Origin of the sequence: Streptomyces sp. NPDC026659 (assembly GCF_040638245.1) — a bacterium.
Lineage (GTDB): Bacteria > Actinomycetota > Actinomycetes > Streptomycetales > Streptomycetaceae > Streptomyces.
Genome location: NZ_JBEZXY010000013.1, coordinates 53,428 through 72,552 on the forward strand (window position 1 = coordinate 53,428; position 19,125 = coordinate 72,552).

Sequence of the window (19,125 nt, forward strand, 5' to 3'; positions counted from 1 at the left end):
GGTGTATGGCTTGCGGTGTTTCATGACTGGCTCCTGTGGTGGGGGCGGTGTCCGTCCGTGGGCTCGGTCGGGCTCGCCGGGGCGGACGTGGGCGGGACGGTGGTCGGAAGGGGCGGCGCCGACGCGGACTCGGAGGGGTCCGGCTCGTCCGAGGAGGACGGCGAGGGCCGGTCCGGCGGCGCGGTCGTGGGACGGGCCGAGGCGGAGCGCGGCGGCTCGTCCGGCGTCGCGGTCGCGGTGACCGGCGGTACGGCGCGCCGCGCGGGGCGGCTGGGGGCGACGGTCGTACGGCGCGGCAGCGGGCGTACGGCGGAAGGAGTGGCCGACGGCCACGACACGGGGGGCGAAGGGGAGACGGAAGGCTCGGGCGTCGGCTGCGGGGGCCGGGTCGTGGGCGCGGCCGGTTGCAGGACCGGCGTGACCGGCGCCGCCGCCGGGAGCGGCCGGGGTGTGAGCCCCTGCCACCACGCGAACGTCAGACCGAGGATGCCCACGCCGACCGAGGCCGCCAGGACCAGGCGCTTCGCGGGCCGGTCCTGGGTCGACCGGAGCGCGGCACGTGCCAGACGGACTCCGATCCGGCAGGCCAGATAGATGCCGCCGGCCAGCGGGCACAGCAGCATCAGCGTGCCGATGACACCCACGACCCCGGCGCCCGGACGACCGTCGGCGAAGGCGGCGTAGGTGCCGTCGCACTGGTGGGCGAGACTGCGTACCGCGGTGGTCAGCAGCCGGGGCAGGTTCCACAGGACGTACGCCGTCTCGGCGGCCAGCACCGGGATCACGGCCAGGACCCAGGCGGTGACCGTGATCCGCGCGGGGCGGTTGAGATCGTGTGCCCCGGAGCCCGTACGACGGCGGCGGCCCGGCACCATGTCCAGCAGGACCGGCTTGATCCTGCCGAACAGGTCCGGCACGCCCGCGAGGTCACCCAGGATGTAGTAGCCGTCCAGCCGGACGATCGGCATCAGCTGCTCGAGGACCTCGAAGTGCGTGAGGTACAGGGCCGCGAGGAAGACGGGCTGCCCGGTCAGGGCGTAGCCGGCCGCCAGCACCAGCATGAAGACGGCGTTGAAGTACACCCCGCCCAGGCCGGTGCGCAGCCGGCCGGCCCGGCCCGCCCGGTACACGTCGGTCACGTCCGTGTACATCGACGGCCAGATCAGGAAGATGCCGCAGCCGATCTTCCCCGGTGCAGCGCCGCTGTAGCGGCAGGCCGAGGCGTGCCCGAACTCGTGGAAGAGCAGCGATGCCACGGTGAGCACGAACAGCGTGATCATCCACACCGGCTGCTCCAGGACCCGCAGCAGCGGGGTGATCGCGCCGTGGACGGCGAACAGCCAGACGTCGACCGCGGCCACCCCGGCCAGCACCAGCGCGACCATCGGCGGCCGGTGCAGCCACGCCAACGCGGAGGCGATCCGCGCCACTTGCTCCTCGCGGAAGATCACCCGGTGGCCGCGCAGCGCCAGCATCAGATCGGAGCGCGGAAGCTTGGCCTCCTGCTCCTGGCCGGGGCCGGGGAGGGTGACCCCGAGCGGGGTGAGCCGCCGCTCCACCAGATACATGACGTTCTGCGCGGTGACCTCGGCGCCGTAGCGGCCGCTGACCCGGTGGGACACGGCCTCGGCGGTGCGTACACCGTCGACGGACCCGACGACCAGGTACAGCAGCCGGGACAGCATCAGCATCTGGCCGTCCGCCCGCCGCACCATGTACTTGCGCTCGGTGAACCCCGATCCCCGGTATTCACCGAGCAGTTCGAGACCCGGGCTGGGGTGGGGGACATGGAGGGCGGCGGTTTCGGGGTCGGGCACCGGGTCCGCCGTCGGCGTCGTCACGGTCGGCTCCGCCGGCTCCGCCGCGAACTCCTGGCCGTGGTTCAGGCTCTGATCCTGCTCGTCGTCCCGGTCCTCGCTCCGGTCCTCGCTCCGGTCCTCGCTCCGGTCCTGGACCTGGTCCGGGCCGGGACGGGGAGCGGGTACCCGCACCCTGCCCATGAGCGGGTCGTCTCCGGACGGCGTCATGGTGATCTCCACTGCGGGGGAAGTCGATGGGGCGCGTGAGCCGGTACTCCGCGCCCGGGGGGTGATGCCCGAACGGTTCTCCTCCGCGGCCGTACCCGGGGGGGCAGGCGCGAAGGAGAACCGTTTACGCAGGGGCAGAGCCCGCTGCTGTCGAGCAGCACTCGGGAGGGCGGTGCGAGGACGGGCCGGGCAGATCCGTTTCCTCGCACCGCCCGGCTTGTTACTGGTGGACGCTGATGCCCTGAGCGGCCGAGGACTGGGCCACGGCGAGCGGCGAGTACTGGTTCACCGCGGCGGACTCGTTGTGGGCGTCGATGGTCGCGACCTTCTTGGTCACGCTCGTCAGCTTGGTGAGGTTGAACGAGAACCGGCCCAGCGCCTCGCGGGACGGAAGCAGTTCGGCGGTCTCGGCCTCGAGCTGGTCGATGTTCATCTGGATGCACCTTTCATCGTTGAACGGATGTGTATGTGAAAGGAGTTGGCTCGTTGGGGACGCATGGGTGTCCCCGCCTGTCCTGTCACTCCGCTCCCCGGCGTCCGCCGCCGCGCCGGCCCGCCCAGGGGGTAGCGGGCGAGCCGGCGGACAGCGGCGGACGAACCGGTTCGCGGCCCTGCTTCCCCCGTGACCGGGCCATAAGGAGCCCGGTCACGGGGGTCTGAACGGCGAGCCTGCGAGAAGGGAACGCGCAGTAATACAGCCAACTCGCTGTCCAGAGTCTCTGGACGTTTCGTCCGGAGGCGTCGGACAGTAGCCGAAAGGGATCTGACAGTGCAAATCCTCTATATCGGACATAGTTTCAAAATAGACACTCTGTTCCCTTGGGTGGCGGGAGGCTGTGCGGGTGGGTGGCGAGAGCCGCGCCGGCGCCTCCGCCACGCCGACGCGTCGATCGCTGGAGCACGCGCGGTTCGCCCGTGAGGCAACGGAAGTGACGGGTCGTCGGACGACCGTGGACGTACCTCGAAAGACATAGGGCGGTATCAACGCACCCCCATATCGGCGACCATTTGTTTTCTCGATGCGGTACTCCGTGACAGGCGGGGCGGTGAAGTGGCCGCATTCACCCCGACGATCGCCGTTGGTCAACTCCGATGAAACGGTCGGGGCTTCCGCAAATTCACCTGCTCGGACGCTGGGTGTCGAATCGTCAGGGGTGTGGAGGCAATTCCCCCGAACCCGCCGCTGAGCTGCTGATTCCGTACCCATGTCAAAGCGCCTCGCGAAGAATGGGCGCTCGTGAGGCTTGCCTGAGGCGCGAGAAAGGTGATGTAGCGTCAGCCGCATCAACAGGGCCGAACCCGAAACCCTGATGTCCGAAAGGAATTTAGGTGAAGACCTTCGCTAAGGCGGTGGCCGGAGCAGTCTTGACGGCCGGCGTTGTCGTGGTGCCGCTCTCGACGCAGGCGGCCGCCGCTCCGATCTCCGCCGCCTCGACCCCGGTGGCGTCGGCGTACCGCACGCTGCCCGCGCAGAACCACGACCACTGGCGGAACGACGACTACCGCCACGGTCGTTACTACTACAACGGCCGCGACTGCCGTCGCTACGACGACTGGCGCCGGTACGACGACCGGCGCCGCCACTGCGACGACCGCAACGGCTGGGACCGCTACGACAACTACCGGGACTGCTTCCCGCGCTGGCGCCGGTAGTCCGGAGAAGACCCGCGCCGCCCGCCACCGGAAGGACCGGTGGCGGGCGGCGCCGTCATGCGGGAAACGTTTGCGCTTGTGAGCGCGTGGCAGGCCGAATCGTCAGTCGACCCGCACCTCGAACACGGACAGGACATCTCCGTCCGTCGTCACGAATCTGTCGGGAACTCCCGTCCCCCACCCCGCCGTCACTTTCTCGAACACGCTGAATTCCGCCGCGTCCAGAACGGCGCGGGCCGCATTGATCAAATCAGTATTGATCAAATCCGTCCGCTGTGATCCGGTAGCCGCCGGAAACGACTGTTCCGAGATCAACACCACCGGCTCACCAGTACTGCCGCGGACCACCGCCGTCACCGAAGCTCCGTGCACGAACAGCACGAGCAACCCCTCTCGCCGGAACGGAAATTCCCGAACCATCGATCCCGGCAACGCAAGAGAATAGCCAACAGGTGGCCGGAAACAGAGCAAACGGCGCAACAGCCCCCCGATAAAACACATAAGCGATTCCGCTTGTGGTCATGAGTGGCTCACGCGCCCGTCTCTCCCTCAGGGCGTCGGGGCGGCGTCACGCGGTCCTCGCCGAAGAGATGCCGCACGGGCGGGTGGTGGTGGCGCGGACATGGGGGAGGGCGTGCACGCGGGCGCTCTGCCGGTCGCCTGGGGTGATGGCTTCGTGCAAACCCCGGTGCTCGGCGAGGGGTTCGGACCACTTCGTGTTCCGCCGGGTGAGCGGGCGCAGTCGGCCGTCGACCGGTTCCATGAGCGAGACGAGGGGGTTGTTGCCCGCTGTCGCCCGAATACGGTCGTGCAAGCGGGTGTTGACGTCCGTGATCGCCCCAAGCTCCTTGCCGGGCAACGGACATGGGGCCGCCCCACACCGTGTCGGTGGTGCGGGGCGGCTCGGACCGGGGCGCGGGTGTCAGCCCGTGGGGGCGGTGGCGAGGCGGCGCAGTTCCCTCTTGTCGGGCTTGCCCACGTCGGTCAGGGGCAGCTCGGACGGGAAGGTGATGCGGGCGGGCTCGTACATCGCGCCGCGTGCCGCGCGGACCATCGCGCGCAGCTCGTCCGCGCCGGTGGTGGCGCCGGGGGCGAGCAGCACGGCGGCGTGGACCTGCTCCATGCGGTCCTCGTCGCGGACACCGAACACCGCGCTCTGCCCGACGTCCGGGTGGCTGTTGAGCAGGTCTTCGAGCTCGGTGGTGTACACATGGCCGCCGACCACGACGATCATGTCCTTGATGCGGTCCACGACGGTGAGGTAGCCGTCGTCGTCGCGGAAGCCGATGTCACCGGTGTGCAGCCAGCCGTCCTTCAGGACCTCGGCGGTCAGTTCGGGCTGCTTCCAGTAGCCCTCCATCGCCATGGCGGAGCGCACGCAGATCTCGCCGTGCTCGCCGTTGGGCAGTGCGGTGCCGTCCTCGTCGCGGATCTCCACGTCGACGCCGGGCACGATCCGTCCGGCGGTGCGCAGCCGCTCGGGGCGGTCCGGGTCGTGGTCGGCGGGGGAGAGGATGCTGATGATGCCGGCCTCGTTCTGGCCGTAGCCCTGCATCAGGACCGGACCCAGGCGCCGCACCGCCTCGGCGATCCGGGTGGGGGACGCCTGGCAGCCGCCGTACACCACCTGGCGCAGCGAAGAGGTGTCGGTGCGCTCCATGTGTGCGTGGTCCAGGAGCTGGTACAGCAGGGGCGGCAGCAGCCACATGTGGGTGATGCGCTCGCGCTCGATGGTGTCGAGCACCTCGCCGGGATCGAAGTCGTCGAGCAGGACGACGGTGCCGCCGGTCTCCAGCACACCGTCGGCGAGCATTGCGGCCGCGTGCGCGATGGTGGTGACGATGAGCTGCCGGGGCGGTGTGCTGCCGTCGTCGTCCGGACGCGCGGTACGCAGCTCCTGCACCTGCCGGTAGGTGGTGCATATCCCCTTGGGGTGACCGGTGGTGCCGCCGGTGTGCCGGATGGCGCAGACGGCGTCGGGCGCGGCCTGGCTGGGGAAGGGCTCGGGGGACTGGAGGGCGGCCAGGGCGAGAAGGTCCTGGTCGTCGGGTGCGTCCTGATCGGTGCCGGCCGGTCCGAGGGTGAGCACCGACTTCACGTCGACGGCCTCGACGATCTCCTCCGCTCGGCCGCTCATCCGAGGATCGACCACGAGCGCCCGGGTCTCCACGTCACGCACGATGGCGGCCTGTACGTCCGCCGAGAGCTTGCCGTACAGGTGATTGACCTGCGCGCCGATCAGGTTCGCGGCGTACCGCAGCGCGATCGCCTCGGGCAGGTTGCCACTGAGCAGGGTGACGGTCTGTCCCCGCTCGATTCCCTGCGCCTGAAGCGCCCACGCCATCCGGTGCACGAGGTCGTGGAACTCCCCGGCGGTGATACGGCGACCACCGTGCACGAGCGCTTCCCTGCCGGGTTCGGCCCGCAGGCCCTCGAGGATGTCCTCCACATGGCTGCGGAAGCGGGGGGCGACATCGGACATGTGCTGGACCTCCTGAACCGACCCGTCGGCTGGACGTGCCGGTCTTTGTGACTGTTCTCTGTGGGGGGACGGGAGCGGGACCCGCACGACTACCATCGCGCCACCCTGCTCCACGTGTGGTGATGGCCCCTGACCTGCAAAAAGGTTGCCTGGGCCGACCAAGATCGACTTTATGCCGCGGGGGTGGGACGGGGCCAGCCGAGTGGAAGGCCGACGTCGGTATTCGGCCCGGCGCGGGGAGACGGGAACGAGTCACGGGGCGTCGAGGGAACGGCTGTTCGCAACCTCTGCCGGAGACGGGGTGCGGTTCGAGTGGCCGGAATCATGCGATGGGGCTGGGCTGGTTTCCGTGATCGGATGCCTGTCATCGTGAGCGTGCGGCTACCGGCTGCCCGGCTACCCGGGGGTCCGGCTGCCCGGGGGTCCGGCTGTTCGGCTGTTCGGAATCGAGGGAGTGCTGGTCAAGCCCATTCGACATGTGCTGCACGTCGCCGAGTTGACCTCGCGGGAATCGGCTGAACTGGGGCGCGAGACGATGACCCGGTTCAACACCTCCGGTCCAGAACTGCAGTTGGCCATGGGCAGGGCGGGCCGCTCGATACCCTCGCGGGCATGTTCTTCGACTGGTACGACGCCGCGGCCCGGGACGCACCGACAACGGCGCGGTTGGTGGAGGTGCTGAACCGCGCGGAGTACGTCGTGATCGTCGAGGCATCGCCCGACGAGGTGGACGCCGCCGACCGGGCACGGACCGTGGTGACCGGTGCGGAGATCGCCGACTTGGCCCGGCGGCTGGCCATCGTGGACGGCGGGAACGGCGACCGGTGCCGGTGTGCGGGCCGGCCGACGATCATGGTGTACGACTCGGACGGCGAGCGGCTCGCCTGCTGGACGCTTCACCACCAAACCGGCCTGCGGAGCGTCGGCGCGTTCGACGCCGACCTGCGGGACGGTCCGGCGCTCACGGAATGGCTCGCCGAGCGAGGTCTGACCGGATCGCGGGATGCCCAGGCGGAGTCGGCTGTTCAACGGGCAGAGAGCGAACGACGCCGGATGCGCTGGGTACATGCGGCGCCGGCCGGTCTCTCCGACGCGGCCGCGGACGTGGCCCGACTGCCGGGTCGCGAAGCCTCGCCGGACAGCGCGCCCGGCGCCGAGGACCGCCTCGCCGCTCTGACCCGCCACCACTACCCCGAGGGGATCGAGCGGGCTCGCGCCCTGCTGGCCTGGGCCGGGACAGCCGCCAGGGAGTCGACCGGCGGACTGCTGTGGTACGACCTGACGGTGCAGCGGCAGCTGTTCGCCGAGCACCCCGACCACGTCGTCGCCGCGCTGGTGACCCAGGTCCCGAGCCGGGCCCAACTCGACGGCGCGGCCCAGCTCTTCGGCTCCCTCGAATGGACCAGGGAACACGGCAGGGGATTGCCCGAGCCGCTGAGATCGACGCTCATCGAACACATCCGGGCGAGCGGCACCGATTCCATGCGGTTCCGGTTGCGCCACGGGTATTACGGTGCCGAAGGAGAAGCCCCTTGAACAGCCCTTTCCGGCCCGGCCGGACGGTCGTACGACGGGACGTACACCACAGCGGCCGGGTACGCCACGTATGGAGCGAGCACGCGTTGCGTGTCCTCGCCGACACCGGAGACGCCCTGGAAACGGGCTGCGCGCCGGGAGCGGAGACCAGGTGGCCCGCGCTGTACGTCAAGTCCCTTGTGGAGGGCGATCGTTCCCAGCGCACCAGTGCGTTCGACGCTCTGGCGGCCGGGACTTGGGAGCAGACCCCCGGCCGCTGGCGGGAGACCGAGCTGCGGGCCTGGAAGCCGGCCACCTCCTGGTTCAGCGTCAACGCCTTCTACACCGGGGCCGGGCTGCGGAACTGGTACGTGAACTTCGAACGCCCCATGCTCCGCACCCCCGACGGATTCGACACCTTCGATCTCGCCGTGGACCTTCTCGTCACCCCCGACCTCGCCCACTGGGAATGGAAGGACGAGGACGAGTACGCCCACGCCCGCAGGCTCGGCCTCATCACCGATGCCGACCACCGCGCCGTCGACGCGGCACGCGGCGAGGTTGTGGCGATGCTCGGGGAACGGGCGGGGCCGTTCGCGGAAGCGGTGACCTGGTCGACGTGGCGATGGAACCGGACCTGGCCGATTCCGTGCCTGCCGCGGCGGACGGAGGCGTGAAGGGACCCGATTCCGGCTGACCACCGGAAACGCCCCGTCCTGCCCTTCCTTTGCTGATCGCGGTCGGTGCCGGGTTCCGAGTGCCCGAGGGTGCGGCCTTGACAGTCTGCATATCGCTTATCGATAGTATCGATAAGCGATATGCAGACCTTGAGCTACGGGGGGAACCGTGGGTGCGAAGTCCTGGTGGAACCGGACCGACAACCGGCTGCTGGAGGCCGTTCTGGGCCTGGCCGTTCTACTCGTCGGCGTCTTCGGAGTGCTGATCCCGGTCCTCGGGGTGGTTGGCCTGATCGACCCCGTCGAGACCCGTGACGTCGAGCTCGAGGCCACGACCCGGGTGCCCGGCACGCTGAAAACCGCCGCGGCGGACTGGGGCATGACCTTCACCGGCACCCACCGGGCCGAACTCGGCTTCAGCCACCCGGACTTCGGTCAGCGCCTGCTGCTCGCGCTGCCGGAGATCGTCGGCAGTCTGCTCCTGCTCCTCGTTCTGGTCCTTCTCTTCCGGATCGCCAGGACCCTGAGGGACGGCGATGTCTTCGTGCCGAAGAACGCCCGCCGGCTGAGCGCCATAGGGCTCACGGTGCTGGTGCAGGCCGTCCTTTCTCCCGTACTGCCGGCGCTGACCACGGCGCTTCTGGTGCGCGCCAGCGGTGTGACCGACGAGATCCCCTTCGCCTTCACCTTCTCCGGCAAATACCTCCTGCTCGCCCTCCTCGTCCTCGCCCTGGGCGAGGTCTTCCGGCAGGGCACGAAACTCCGCGCCGATACCGAGGGACTTGTCTGATGCCACCGGAGGACGAACACCGGGTCAAGGTCCACCTCGACCGGCTGCTGGCCGAGCGCGGCATGACCCTGTCCCAACTGGCGGCCAGGGTCGACGTGACGGTCGTCAACCTGTCCGTCCTCAAGAACGACCGCGCGAAGGCGATCCGCTTCTCCACCCTCACCGCGATCTGCCGCGAACTGAACTGCCAGCCCGGCGACCTGCTCAGCATCCGCGAGGACTGAACCGCCCACCGCGGTAACCACGCTTCCTGGACAAGGGACTACTCATGAAGACGACCTCTGGCCGGCGTCCGGCACGGTCCGGTGCGATCGCGGTGTGTGCCGCCACCCTCGCGGCGTGCGGGATGACCTCGCGCTCCTACAGCGTGTCGGCGGTTCCGGGAGGTGAAAGCGCCGCGTGCACCACTGTGGTGAACAACTCCCCCCACGAACTGGGCGGCCGCGAGCGCACCGAATCCGACGTGAAGGGGACGGCCGTGTGGGGAGACGGAGATGTGATCCTCCGCTGCGGAAGAATCTCGAACGTCCCGGAGCCAGCCCCCTGTTCGTCGGTCAACGGGGTCGACTGGGTCGTGAACGCGGCGAACACCCACGACGGCACGAAGACAGTGCTGACCTACGGACGTACTCCCGCGGCCGAGATCACGCTGTCGGAACGCATCAAGAACAAGGACGCCGTCATCGGCGAGATGTCCGGGATCGTGGCGGGGCTGCCAGAACAGAAGACGTGCGCGCGGCGGGGCTGAGGGCCGGCGCAGGAACCGCCCCCGTTCCCGGCGTGAGGGGAACGGGGGCGGTCGGCGAGGCGTGAGGAATGCGCCGCAGGCTGATTCGGGTGGCTAGCTGATGGACTTGATGCTGCCCCAGCCGCCGCTGCCGACCTGGATGCTCGGGCCGTCGATCGGGCCGTGGATGTCGGAGCCGCCCTTGTAGAACTTCAGGGTGCCGTCGCCCGCGGTGGCCCACATGTCGGCGACCCCGTTGCGGTCGGCGTCGGCGGCACCGGCGATCAGCGGCCGGTTGGTGACGGTGTAGCCGGTACCGAACTCGGTGCGGTCGCTGAAGGTGCCGTTGGGCTGGCCGAGGTAGTTGTACAGGATGCCGTCGCGGGTGTCCCGGGCGAGGAGGTCGACGCGGCCGTCCTTGTCGGCGTCGCCATGGGCGGTCAGGGTCATGACATCCCAGCCGCTGCTGCCGATGAGAACGGGCGCGCCCACGGACGGGGTCGTCCCGGAAGTGCCCGGGTACCGGTACAGCTTGTTGTCGTAGGTGGCGAGGAGATCGGGCTTCCCGTCGAGCGTGGTGTCGCCGATGCCGACGATGCGGGCGGTGGTGGACAGAGTGCCGATCTTGATCGCCGTCGCGAGCGTGCCGTCGCCGCGGTTGGGGTAGACGCGCAGTTCGCCGCCGACGACGGCGACGATGTCCTCCATGCCGTCACCGTTCCAGTCGCCGCGGTGCGTCACCGAGGCGCCGGTCCAGCCACCGGAGCCGATCTGCACCCTTGCCCCCAGAGCGCCGGTGCCGGTGCCGGGGTAGAGGAAGAGCTTCCCGGTGTTGTCGACGGCGACGAGGTCGGGCTTGTTGTCGCCGTTCATGTCACCCGGCACCGGCGTGACGATGCCGGTGATCCAGGCGCGTACGTCGTCGACGCGGGTGGCGACGGCGCCCGTGCGCGTTTCGGTGGCGGGGGTGCCCAGGCAGCCGCCCTGCCAGGACCTGCTCGCCACGCCGACCAGTTCCTGCGTCTGGCCGTTGGTGCGCAGGACCGGACCACCGGCGTCGCCCTGGCAGATCAACGCGTCGCCCGCCGGGGTCAGGGCGATGTCCGTGGAGCTGTCCCCGGTGGCGGTGAACGCGCCGGTGTGCAGGGTGTCAGGGACCCAGGTGGTCTTCGTCCGGCCGAAACCGGCGGCCGTGACGGCCTCGTCGGCCGAAACCGGCGTGGTGGCGAGGGCGACCGGCTTCACACCGGCGACACCGGCGTTGAGCTTGACCAGGACGAGATCGCGGTCGGGCGCGGGCACGAGTTCGATCGCGGTGCGTACGGCGCCGGTCGAGGTCTGGTTCAGGTCGGTGCGGCCGACGGTGACGGTGGTGGCGGCGGAGGGCGCGCCGGCCGCGGGGTGGCCGGTGGGGTCGAAACAGGAACCCGAGGTGAGCACCCAGCGCTGGGAGACGAGAACCCCGGAGCAGGAGTGCTCGGAGTCACCGACGACGATGCGGGCGGTGAAGTTCTGACTCGCGTCGGCGGCCGGGCCTTCCAGGGCCTGGGCCGGGGAGCCGAACAGGCTCAGACCCACGGCCCCGATGAGGGCCGAAACCTGGGTGCTTCTTCGGAACTGAGACATACGCGGTTCTCCAGAAAGGTGAACAGAAATATGAACAGAAAGGTGAAGGCGAGGAGGAGTCGGTGCGCTGGAAGATGCCTTCCCGGCGAGAATTGCCGGGTGGCCCGATGCCACGCAATGACGTACGAGTAATCACAACGCCCATGGCAAAAATCCCCCCGGCCCTGATTACAGCTTCAACCTAGGTGGATGTCTACCCGGATAAATCGGGCCCAAGTTCCGATGGGCGTCAAAGGCGCCCATCGGGGAGCGCCTGTGGCGCATTTGTGGCAGGAATTCGGCGAGGTTTGATTGGTGTGCGGATCGGTTGCAGGAAATGGGTAACGAACCGGAAACGATCACGTCTCCGAAGCGGGCCCGGAAACGAGAGGCCCCCCACCGCCGAAGCGGTGAGGGGCCCACGGTCCCGTCGCCTACAACTCCTTGATCCGGATGTCCCGGTAGGAGATCACGTCCGACGTGCTGTGCACCTGCAGGCCGATGTAGCCCGTCGCGTAGCGGCGCCCGTCCGTGCCCGGGTCACCCGCACGCGGCGGGGTGAAGACCTGGCCGCCGACGTTGTCGAACTCGTTGATGACGACGCCGTTGCGCAGGACCGTGAAGTGCTGGCCCTCCGCGCGGATCTCGTAGTCGTTCCAGGTGCCCTTCGGGGTGACGCCCGCGCCGCCGAGGCCCACGCGGTCGAAGCCGTAGACCGAGCCGGTCTTGTACATGTCGCCGGTGGGGCTGTCGAGGATCTGGATCTCGTGGCCGTAGTTGATGGCGACCCACTCGGGGCGGGACTCCTCGGGGTGGTTGTGGACGTTGGGGAAGCGGATGAAGACACCGCCGTTGGCGTTGCCCGTGCCCGGCGCGTCGTCGCGGAAGCGGAGTTTCAGCGAGAAGTCGCCGTACTTGCGCTCCGGGAACCACAGCATGCCCATGCCCGGCACGGTCGTGCTGCTGGTGATGGCGCCGTCGGCGGAGAGGGAGAACTGGCCGCCGCCGACCTGCTCCCACTTGGACAGGGACGCCTCCGTGCCGTCGAACAGGTCGCGGTACCCGGTCGTCTGACCCGGCTTGCCGATCTTCGACTGCTTGGCGGCCTTGGTGATCCTGTTGAACTCGCGCTGGTCGATGACACTGTCGGCCAGGAGCCCGTCGAGCACGCTGTCGACGTGCTTGAGGAACAGGGCCTGCGACGACCAGTCCTTCTCGTCCTCGATCAGCTCGTTGATCGTGCACCGGCTGCGGGTCATCCGGTTCGGCACACCCGAGTCGACGGTGCCCACGATGACCGTCAGCCGCTCGTCGTACTCGGGACAGGCCGGCGCCGGAACGCCACCGCCCTGCGCGATGGTGAAGGTGACGTTCTTGGCGGCCGAGGTGTTGCCCGCCTTGTCCGTCGCCCGGTAGGCGAGCGTGTGGAAGCCGAGCCGGTCCACGATCACGGCGGCCGAGTACTCCAGGTACGGGCCCCCGTCCAGGGAGTACTCGACACGGGCCACTCCGGACGCGGAGTCCGAGGCGGTGACCGTCACCTTCGCGCTCGTGACGTACGCGCCGTTGGAGTTCCTCGTTCCGCTCAGCGCGACGGAGGTCTCCGGCGCCGTCGTGTCCTGCGCGGGCGGCGCCACGACGGTGAAGGCCACGGACTTCGCGGCCGCCGCGTTGCCCGCCCTGTCGGTCGCCCGGTAGCGCACGGTGTGCGTACCCACCTCGTGCACCATCACCGGCGCGGTGTACGGCTGCCAGGCACCGTCCGCACCGAGCGCGTACTCGATGGTGTTGACGCCCGATCCGGTGTCGGAAGCCGTCACGGTGACCGTGGCCATCGTCAGATAGTCGCCGTTGGCGTCCCTCTCGCCGCTCACCGTCGCGGAGGTCTCCGGCGCGGTCGTGTCGTCGGTCGGCGGAGCGACCACGCTGAAGGCCACGGACTTCGCGGCCGCCACGTTGCCCGCCTGGTCGGTGGCTCGGTAGCGCAGGGTGTGCGAGCCGACCTGGTCGACGACGACCGGCGCGGTGTACGCCTGCCACGGGCCGTCCTCGCCGACCGCGTACTCGATCGACTTCACGCCGGACGCGTCGTCGGACGCGGACACCGTCACCGTGGCCGAGCCGACATAGGCGCCGTCGGCGTTCTTCTGCCCCTCGACCTTCGCCGAGGCGGTCGGCGCCGTGGTGTCGTCGCCGCCGGGTTCGGTCACCGTCAGGATGCCCTGCATCTGGCCGTGGCCGGGGATGCTGCAGAAGTAGCGGTAGCGGCCGGGCGTCAGCGTCACGTCGACGGTGTGCTTGCCGCCGCTGTCGTCACCGGGGTTGGCCAGGATGTTGACCGGGACGTCGTGGTTGTACTCGGGGTCCGACACGTCGAAGGTCAGCGTGTGCGGCATACCGATGTCGTTGCCGGTCGCGGCGCTGTTCTCGAAGACGAGGGTCGCCGGACCGGCCACCGCCGTCGTCGGGAAACGCGTGTACTGGTCGGTGCGTGAACTCGTCGTCCACGTCAGGATTTGCGCCGCCGCCGCTGCCGGGCGGTCGCCGTCACGTCCGTACGCGGTCGTCGAGGTGAGCCCCAGCATCAGTAACAGCGCGCCCACCAGCGCGGTGTACAGGCGGAGAGGTCGATGTCTCACTGTGCCGCCTTCCTGGCCAGATCCTTCGCGGCGGGAGTGGCCGCGCCGCCGGTGTACGTCACGCGCCACAGCGCGGACTGGGAGTCGGAGGTGAAGAAGCCGCGGCCGTAGTCCAGGACGTAGAGCGAACCGTCCGGCGCGAACTTCCAGTCCATGAGGTTGCGGATGCCGCCCTGACCGACCGGGACGATCTTCTTCAGCGACTCCGCCGTGACGGGCAGACCGCCCTTGCCGACGGTCTTCGGGTCGGTGAGGACCGCGTGGCGCGGGTTGTCGGCGTCGTAGAAGTCACCGACGAACCACTTGCCGTCCCAGTACTGCGGCCACGCCTCCGCACCCGCCGTCGCCGCGTCGTAGCGGTAGACCGGGCCGTCCATCGTGGCCTGGCCGCCGCCCTTGAGCCACGGCAGGAGATAGGTGGCCTCCTCGTTCTTGTAACTGGGCACGCCCGCGGAGTTGCGCGGGAAGTCGGGGGCGCCGCCCTGCGGGGAGTACCAGATGGTGTTGCCCGTGATGGGCGGCAGGTTCACCAGGCCGTCGTTGTTCGGGGACTCGTTCTTCGGGGCGTTGCAGTCGTACCAGCCCAGCGGCTTACTCGGGTCCGGCAGATTGCGGTCGCGGTAGGGCTGCTTGTTGCCCATGCAGAACGGCCAGCCGTGGTTGCCCGCCTTGGTGATCGCGGCGAACGTGTCGTACTTCGCCGGACCCCATGTGGTGCTCGGCGCGCCCGCGTCGGGGCCGACCCAGCCCGCGTAGAGGATGTCGGTCTTCTTGTCGACGGAGATCCGCGCCGGGTTGCGGACGCCCATCACGTAGATCTCGCCCCGGGTCTTGCCGCCGCCCTCGTCCTGCTCCTTGCCGGTGAAGAGGTTGCCCTCGGGCAGCGTGTACGTGCCGTCCGGCTCCGGGTGGATGCGCAGGATCTTGCCGTTGAGGTTGTTCGTGTTGCCCGCCGTGCGGCGGGCGTCGGCGAAGGACAGGCCCTTGTAGTTGGGCTGCGGGTTGTTGCCCGAGTAACCGTCGCTGAACCCGGAGGAGTTGTTGTCACCGGTGGCGATGTAGAGGTTGCCCTTGGAGTCCCAGGCCATCCCGCCGCCCGCGTGGCAGCAACTGTGCACCTGCACGGGCCACTTGAGCAGCACCTTCTCCGACGCCAGGTCCAGCTTGTTCGTGGCGCGGTCCAACGTGAAGCGGGAGACGCGGCGTTCGGCGATCTGCTTGTCGCGGTCGAGGCCGGAGTGCGGGGTGTAGTGCAGATACACCCAGCCGTTGGACTCGAAGCCGGGGTCCAGTTCGATGCCGAGCAACCCCTCCTCGACCTTGGTCAGTTCGTCGCCGCCGCCCTTGTTGCCGAAGACGGTCAGCGCGCCCGCGAGCGTCACCTTCTTCGTCGCGGGGTCGTAGACGTGGATCTGGCCGATGCCCTTGCCGATGTCGGGGTTGTTCCAGTCGGTGACGACCGGAGCGCCGTTCACACCGCCGCCCCGGCCGATGTACAGCACCCGTCCGTCGGGCGCGACGACCATGCCGTGCGGCTCGCCGATCTGGTCCTGCTGACCGGGCTGGTTCGGCTGAGTGACGCGCACCGCCGAGTAGTTGGCGTCGATGGTCGCCTTGCAGTCGGCGCGCGAGAGCCGGGTGGTCCACAGCAGCGCGCCCCGCAGATGGTCGCGGAAGTCGGTCTCCGCGAACGACTCGACCGTGCCGCCCATTCCGGTGTAGAAGGACCGGCCGCCGGCGTAGTCCCGGCACCAGGAGACCGGGTGGTCCACGCCGTTGGCACCGGACCCCGGCTGGTAGCTGCTCTCCCGCACCTTGGCGACGGTGTGCACCTTGCCGGTCGGGTTGCTCGCCCAGTTGAACCACGTGTCGGGCCGCTTCCACTCCAGCGGCAGGTCCTTCGTGGCCGGATGACTCCGGTCGGGGACCTCGACGACGGCGCGCTGTACGGCAGTTGGGCTCGCGCTCGCGGGACGGGCGCCGATCAGGCCGGTGAACCAGTCGGAGTACGGCTCCGTCCTGGCCGCGTCGTGGATGCCGAGGAAGCCGCCGCCCGCGTTGAGGTAAGCCTCGAGACCGGCCTCCTGCTCGGGATCGAGGACGTCTCCGCCCCCGGTCAGGAAGACCACGGCGTTGAAGGTGCCCAACCGCTTGTCGTTGGTGAAGACCGAGGCGTCGTCCGTGGCCACGGTCTTGAAGCGCTGTTCGGCGGGGCCGGTCAGGCCGATGGATTCGATGGCCTCGATGCCCGCGTCCACGGTCGGCGACTCCTCGGTGGCCGAGGCGTGGAACACGAGGACTTTGACGTTCTTGCCACCCGGCGGCGACGGCAGCGCCGACGCCTTCGGGTCCGGTAACGGCCTGGCCATGGCGGCCGTACCACCGCTCAGCAGCGATGCCGCCAGGGCCCCGGCCATCAGCGCCGCGGCCGCTCCGCGCCGGGATCTCGACCGGTGATGCGGTGCGCTCTGCATGGGTCACCCACCCTCCGTGGTCTCAGCAACAGCGCCAGAAACTAGACGCCTTTCAACGACCCGCCAATAGCTACGGACGGAATCTCACCAACTTTGTCCTGGGTGTGGATAAACGGGGGTCGCGGCTCTACCGTGGCCGCCGTCCCCACGGGCATCCCCGATCCCCGCCCGTCTCCTCACGACACTGGAGAGACCGGAATGGCTCTGGACAGAAGGACGTTCGGGCGACGTGTGCTGGCCGGTGGCGTGGTCGCCGCGACCGGTGCGGCAACGTTGTCGATGGCCTCGGCCCCCTCCGCCGCGGAACCGTCACCGCCCACGGCGCCGGCCGGCGGCCAGGTGCGCCACCTCAAGCTCTACGCCGAGAAACTGCCGGGCGGGCAGCTCGGATACGGCCTGGAGAAGGGCAAGGCCACCGTGCCGGGCCCGCTCATCGAGCTGGTCGAGGGCGACACCCTGCACATCGAGTTCGAGAACACGACCGACGCCGACGCCAGTCTCCACGTCCACGGCGTGGACTACGACATCGCCAACGACGGTACCCGGATGACGGGCAGCCACGTCGAACCCGGCGGCACCCGCACCTACACCTGGCGCACCCACGCACCGGGACGGCGCAAGGACGGCACCTGGCAGCCGGGCAGCGCCGGTTACTGGCACTACCACGACCACGTCGTGGGCACCGACCACGGGACCGGCGGCATCCGCAAGGGTCTGTACGGCCCGGTGGTCGTGCGCAGGAAGGGCGACATCCTGCCGGACAAGCAGTTCACGATCGTCTTCAACGACATGACGATCAACAACAGGGCGGCGGGGGAGACCCCGAACTTCGAGGCCACGGTGGGCGACCGCGTCGAGATCGTCATGATCACGCACGGCGAGTACTACCACACCTTCCACATGCACGGTCACCGCTGGGCCGACAACCGCACGGGCCTGCTGACCGGCCCCGACGACCCCAGCCGCGTGATCGACAACAAGATCACCGGACCGGCGGACTCCTTCGGCTTCCAGGTCATCGCGGGCGAACACGTCGGCGCGGGCGCCTGGATGTACCACTGCCATGTGCAGAGCCACTCCGACATGGGGATGGCCGGCCTGTTCCTGGTGGCGAAGCCGGACGGGACCGTGCCGGGCCACACGGGACACCACACCGCCGCGCGGCACGAGCACTGATGTCCGCACGCGGCTTTGTCCTGTGAGTGGAGAAAGTGGGTACGAATTCCTGCGCTACTTCTTCCCAGTCCCGGCAGCCGCTGCTACGTTCCCCCCGAAAGAACGCGACGGACGGCCGAATCGGGGCGGGAGGGAATCGTGAGACGCATGACGGCACGACCCGCCAACGCCCACCAGGCCAGGCTGCTGCGCCTGTTGCGCGACCATGGTCCCAACTCGCGTGCGCAGCTGGGCGATCAGGTTGAGCTGTCGCGGTCCAAGCTGGCCGTGGAGGTGGACCGTCTCCTGCAGACGGGGCTGATCGTGGCCGACGGACTCGCCGCCTCGCGCGGCGGGCGCCGTTCCCACAATCTGCGGCTCGCCCCGAGCCTGCGCTTCCTCGGCATCGACATCGGCGCGACCTCGGTCGACGTCGCCGTCACCAACGCCGAACTGGAGGTGCTGGGCCACCTCAACCAGCCCCTGGACGTACGCGAGGGCCCGGTCGTGGTCTTCGAGCACGTCCTCGCCATGGCGGCGAAGCTGAGATCCTCCGGACTGGCGGAGGGGTTCGACGGCGCCGGGATCGGCGTCCCGGGCCCGGTCCGCTTCCCGGAAGGGGTGCCCGTCGCCCCGCCGATCATGCCCGGCTGGGACGGCTTCCCCGTGCGGGAGGCGCTCAGCCAGGAACTCGGCTGCCCCGTCATGGTCGACAACGACGTCAACCTGATGGCGATGGGCGAGCAGCAGGCAGGCGTCGCCCGCTCGGTCGGCGACTTCCTCTGTGTCAAGATCGGCACCGGCATCGGCTGCGGCATCGTCGTCGGCGGCGAGGTCTACCGGGGGGCCACGGGCAGCGCGGGCGACATCGGGCACATCCAGGCCGTGCCCGACGGACACCCCTGTGCCTGCGGCAACCGCGGCTGCCTGGAAGCCCACTTCAGCGGAGCGGCGCTCGCCCGCGACGCGATGGAGGCGGCCGGGCAGGGCCTGTCGGCCGAGCTGGCCGCACGGCTGGAGGCGCAAGGCACCCTGAGCGCCGTCGACATCGCCGCCGCGGCCGCCGCGGGTGACACCGTCTCGCTCGACCTCATCCGGGAGGGCGGCACCCGCACCGGCCAGGTCATCGCGGGCCTGGTCAGCTTCTTCAACCCCGGTCTCGTGGTGATCGGCGGCGGGGTGACCGGCCTCGGCCACACCCTGCTCGCCGCGATCCGCACCCAGGTCTACCGCCAGTCGCTGCCGCTCGCGACCGGCAACCTGCCCATCGTCCTGGGCGAGTTGGGCCAGAACGCCGGAGTCATCGGCGCGGCCCGCCTCATCAGCGACCACCTGTTCTCCCCAGCGTGACCGCCGCCGTCCGGCACCTGACCGCCGGACG

At 69.5% G+C, this 19,125-nt stretch carries 16 protein-coding genes; 8 read left to right on the forward strand and 8 right to left on the reverse strand.

Annotated elements, in window-relative coordinates; translation table 11 throughout:
• Positions 1-20 precede the first annotated feature (20 nt).
• Positions 21-2,027 carry a hypothetical protein gene (locus tag AB0E91_RS28045; protein ID WP_361787571.1) on the reverse strand — a complete coding sequence of 669 codons (2,007 nt, stop codon included), beginning with the start codon at positions 2,025-2,027 and terminating at the stop codon, positions 21-23.
• A gap of 220 nt (positions 2,028-2,247) precedes the next feature.
• Positions 2,248-2,460, reverse strand: a complete 213-nt coding sequence (locus tag AB0E91_RS28050; RefSeq protein WP_161183038.1) for a hypothetical protein — start codon at positions 2,458-2,460, stop codon at positions 2,248-2,250.
• A gap of 896 nt (positions 2,461-3,356) precedes the next feature.
• Here AB0E91_RS28050 and AB0E91_RS28055 point away from each other — a divergent pair.
• Positions 3,357-3,680, forward strand: coding sequence for a hypothetical protein (locus AB0E91_RS28055; RefSeq protein WP_361787573.1), 324 nt, complete (start codon positions 3,357-3,359; stop codon positions 3,678-3,680).
• Between the two features lie 102 nt (positions 3,681-3,782).
• Here the strand turns inward: AB0E91_RS28055 and AB0E91_RS28060 are convergent, their stop codons facing one another.
• The 3 genes from AB0E91_RS28060 to AB0E91_RS28070 form a co-directional block, all read right to left on the reverse strand.
• Entirely contained in the window at positions 3,783-4,061 is a 279-nt protein-coding gene (locus AB0E91_RS28060; protein ID WP_361787575.1) for a hypothetical protein, read from the reverse strand.
• A 187-nt stretch (positions 4,062-4,248) separates the two neighbouring features.
• Positions 4,249-4,494, reverse strand: coding sequence for a hypothetical protein (locus AB0E91_RS28065; RefSeq protein ID WP_361787577.1), 246 nt, complete (start codon positions 4,492-4,494; stop codon positions 4,249-4,251).
• Positions 4,495-4,602: 108 nt separating this feature from the next.
• On the reverse strand, positions 4,603-6,162 hold the full coding sequence (locus AB0E91_RS28070) for an AMP-binding protein (RefSeq protein WP_361787579.1): 1,560 nt from the start codon (positions 6,160-6,162) through the stop codon (positions 4,603-4,605).
• A gap of 612 nt (positions 6,163-6,774) precedes the next feature.
• On the opposite strand from AB0E91_RS28070, the gene AB0E91_RS28075 reads away from it, so the two are divergent.
• The 5 genes from AB0E91_RS28075 (at position 6,775) to AB0E91_RS28095 (ending at position 9,892) form a co-directional block, all read left to right on the forward strand.
• On the forward strand, positions 6,775-7,698 hold the full coding sequence (locus AB0E91_RS28075; RefSeq protein WP_361787581.1) for a hypothetical protein: 924 nt from the start codon (positions 6,775-6,777) through the stop codon (positions 7,696-7,698).
• Positions 7,695-8,354, forward strand: a complete 660-nt coding sequence (locus AB0E91_RS28080; RefSeq protein WP_361787583.1) for a DUF402 domain-containing protein — start codon at positions 7,695-7,697, stop codon at positions 8,352-8,354. Before AB0E91_RS28075 ends, AB0E91_RS28080 begins: the two co-directional genes overlap by 4 nt.
• 169 nt (positions 8,355-8,523) lie before the next feature.
• The gene (locus AB0E91_RS28085; RefSeq protein WP_361787585.1) at positions 8,524-9,144 is read left to right on the forward strand and encodes a DUF2975 domain-containing protein; all 621 of its coding nucleotides are present in this window, start codon (positions 8,524-8,526) and stop codon (positions 9,142-9,144) included.
• Positions 9,144-9,368 carry a helix-turn-helix transcriptional regulator gene (locus tag AB0E91_RS28090; RefSeq protein ID WP_161183029.1) on the forward strand — a complete coding sequence of 75 codons (225 nt, stop codon included), beginning with the start codon at positions 9,144-9,146 and terminating at the stop codon, positions 9,366-9,368. The genes AB0E91_RS28085 and AB0E91_RS28090 overlap by 1 nt, the downstream gene beginning before the upstream one ends.
• A gap of 44 nt (positions 9,369-9,412) precedes the next feature.
• Positions 9,413-9,892 carry a DUF3515 family protein gene (locus AB0E91_RS28095; RefSeq protein ID WP_361787587.1) on the forward strand — a complete coding sequence of 160 codons (480 nt, stop codon included), beginning with the start codon at positions 9,413-9,415 and terminating at the stop codon, positions 9,890-9,892.
• 93 nt (positions 9,893-9,985) lie between these two features.
• Here AB0E91_RS28095 and AB0E91_RS28100 read toward each other — a convergent pair whose 3' ends face one another.
• The 3 genes from AB0E91_RS28100 to AB0E91_RS28110 form a co-directional block, all read right to left on the reverse strand.
• Positions 9,986-11,497, reverse strand: a complete 1,512-nt coding sequence (locus AB0E91_RS28100) for a trypsin-like serine protease (protein ID WP_361787589.1) — start codon at positions 11,495-11,497, stop codon at positions 9,986-9,988.
• A gap of 413 nt (positions 11,498-11,910) precedes the next feature.
• Positions 11,911-14,061 carry a family 16 glycoside hydrolase gene (locus AB0E91_RS28105; protein WP_361787813.1) on the reverse strand — a complete coding sequence of 717 codons (2,151 nt, stop codon included), beginning with the start codon at positions 14,059-14,061 and terminating at the stop codon, positions 11,911-11,913.
• Positions 14,062-14,111: 50 nt separating this feature from the next.
• The gene (locus AB0E91_RS28110; protein WP_361787591.1) at positions 14,112-16,589 is read right to left on the reverse strand and encodes a ThuA domain-containing protein; all 2,478 of its coding nucleotides are present in this window, start codon (positions 16,587-16,589) and stop codon (positions 14,112-14,114) included.
• A 204-nt stretch (positions 16,590-16,793) separates the two neighbouring features.
• Here AB0E91_RS28110 and AB0E91_RS28115 point away from each other — a divergent pair, with 204 nt between their 5' ends.
• Together AB0E91_RS28115 and AB0E91_RS28120 are read left to right on the forward strand one after the other, a co-directional pair.
• On the forward strand, positions 16,794-17,765 hold the full coding sequence (locus AB0E91_RS28115; RefSeq protein ID WP_361787815.1) for a multicopper oxidase domain-containing protein: 972 nt from the start codon (positions 16,794-16,796) through the stop codon (positions 17,763-17,765).
• A 147-nt stretch (positions 17,766-17,912) separates the two neighbouring features.
• The gene (locus tag AB0E91_RS28120) at positions 17,913-19,094 is read left to right on the forward strand and encodes an ROK family transcriptional regulator (protein WP_361787593.1); all 1,182 of its coding nucleotides are present in this window, start codon (positions 17,913-17,915) and stop codon (positions 19,092-19,094) included.
• The last annotated feature ends 31 nt before the right edge of the window (positions 19,095-19,125 follow it).

What these genes read in the sequence shown, in the direction of transcription:
- AB0E91_RS28120 (WP_361787593.1), top strand. Translation starts at nt 17,913, where the DNA reads ATGACGGCACGACCCGCCAACGCCCACCAGGCCAGGCTGCTGCGCCTG.
- AB0E91_RS28050 (WP_161183038.1), bottom strand. Translation starts at nt 2,460, where the DNA reads ATGAACATCGACCAGCTCGAGGCCGAGACCGCCGAACTGCTTCCGTCC.
- AB0E91_RS28110 (WP_361787591.1), bottom strand. Translation starts at nt 16,589, where the DNA reads ATGCAGAGCGCACCGCATCACCGGTCGAGATCCCGGCGCGGAGCGGCC.
- AB0E91_RS28095 (WP_361787587.1), top strand. Translation starts at nt 9,413, where the DNA reads ATGAAGACGACCTCTGGCCGGCGTCCGGCACGGTCCGGTGCGATCGCG.
- AB0E91_RS28105 (WP_361787813.1), bottom strand. Translation starts at nt 14,061, where the DNA reads ATGCTGGGGCTCACCTCGACGACCGCGTACGGACGTGACGGCGACCGC.
- AB0E91_RS28090 (WP_161183029.1), top strand. Translation starts at nt 9,144, where the DNA reads ATGCCACCGGAGGACGAACACCGGGTCAAGGTCCACCTCGACCGGCTG.
- AB0E91_RS28100 (WP_361787589.1), bottom strand. Translation starts at nt 11,497, where the DNA reads ATGTCTCAGTTCCGAAGAAGCACCCAGGTTTCGGCCCTCATCGGGGCC.
- AB0E91_RS28070 (WP_361787579.1), bottom strand. Translation starts at nt 6,162, where the DNA reads ATGTCCGATGTCGCCCCCCGCTTCCGCAGCCATGTGGAGGACATCCTC.
- AB0E91_RS28045 (WP_361787571.1), bottom strand. Translation starts at nt 2,027, where the DNA reads ATGACGCCGTCCGGAGACGACCCGCTCATGGGCAGGGTGCGGGTACCC.
- AB0E91_RS28075 (WP_361787581.1), top strand. Translation starts at nt 6,775, where the DNA reads ATGTTCTTCGACTGGTACGACGCCGCGGCCCGGGACGCACCGACAACG.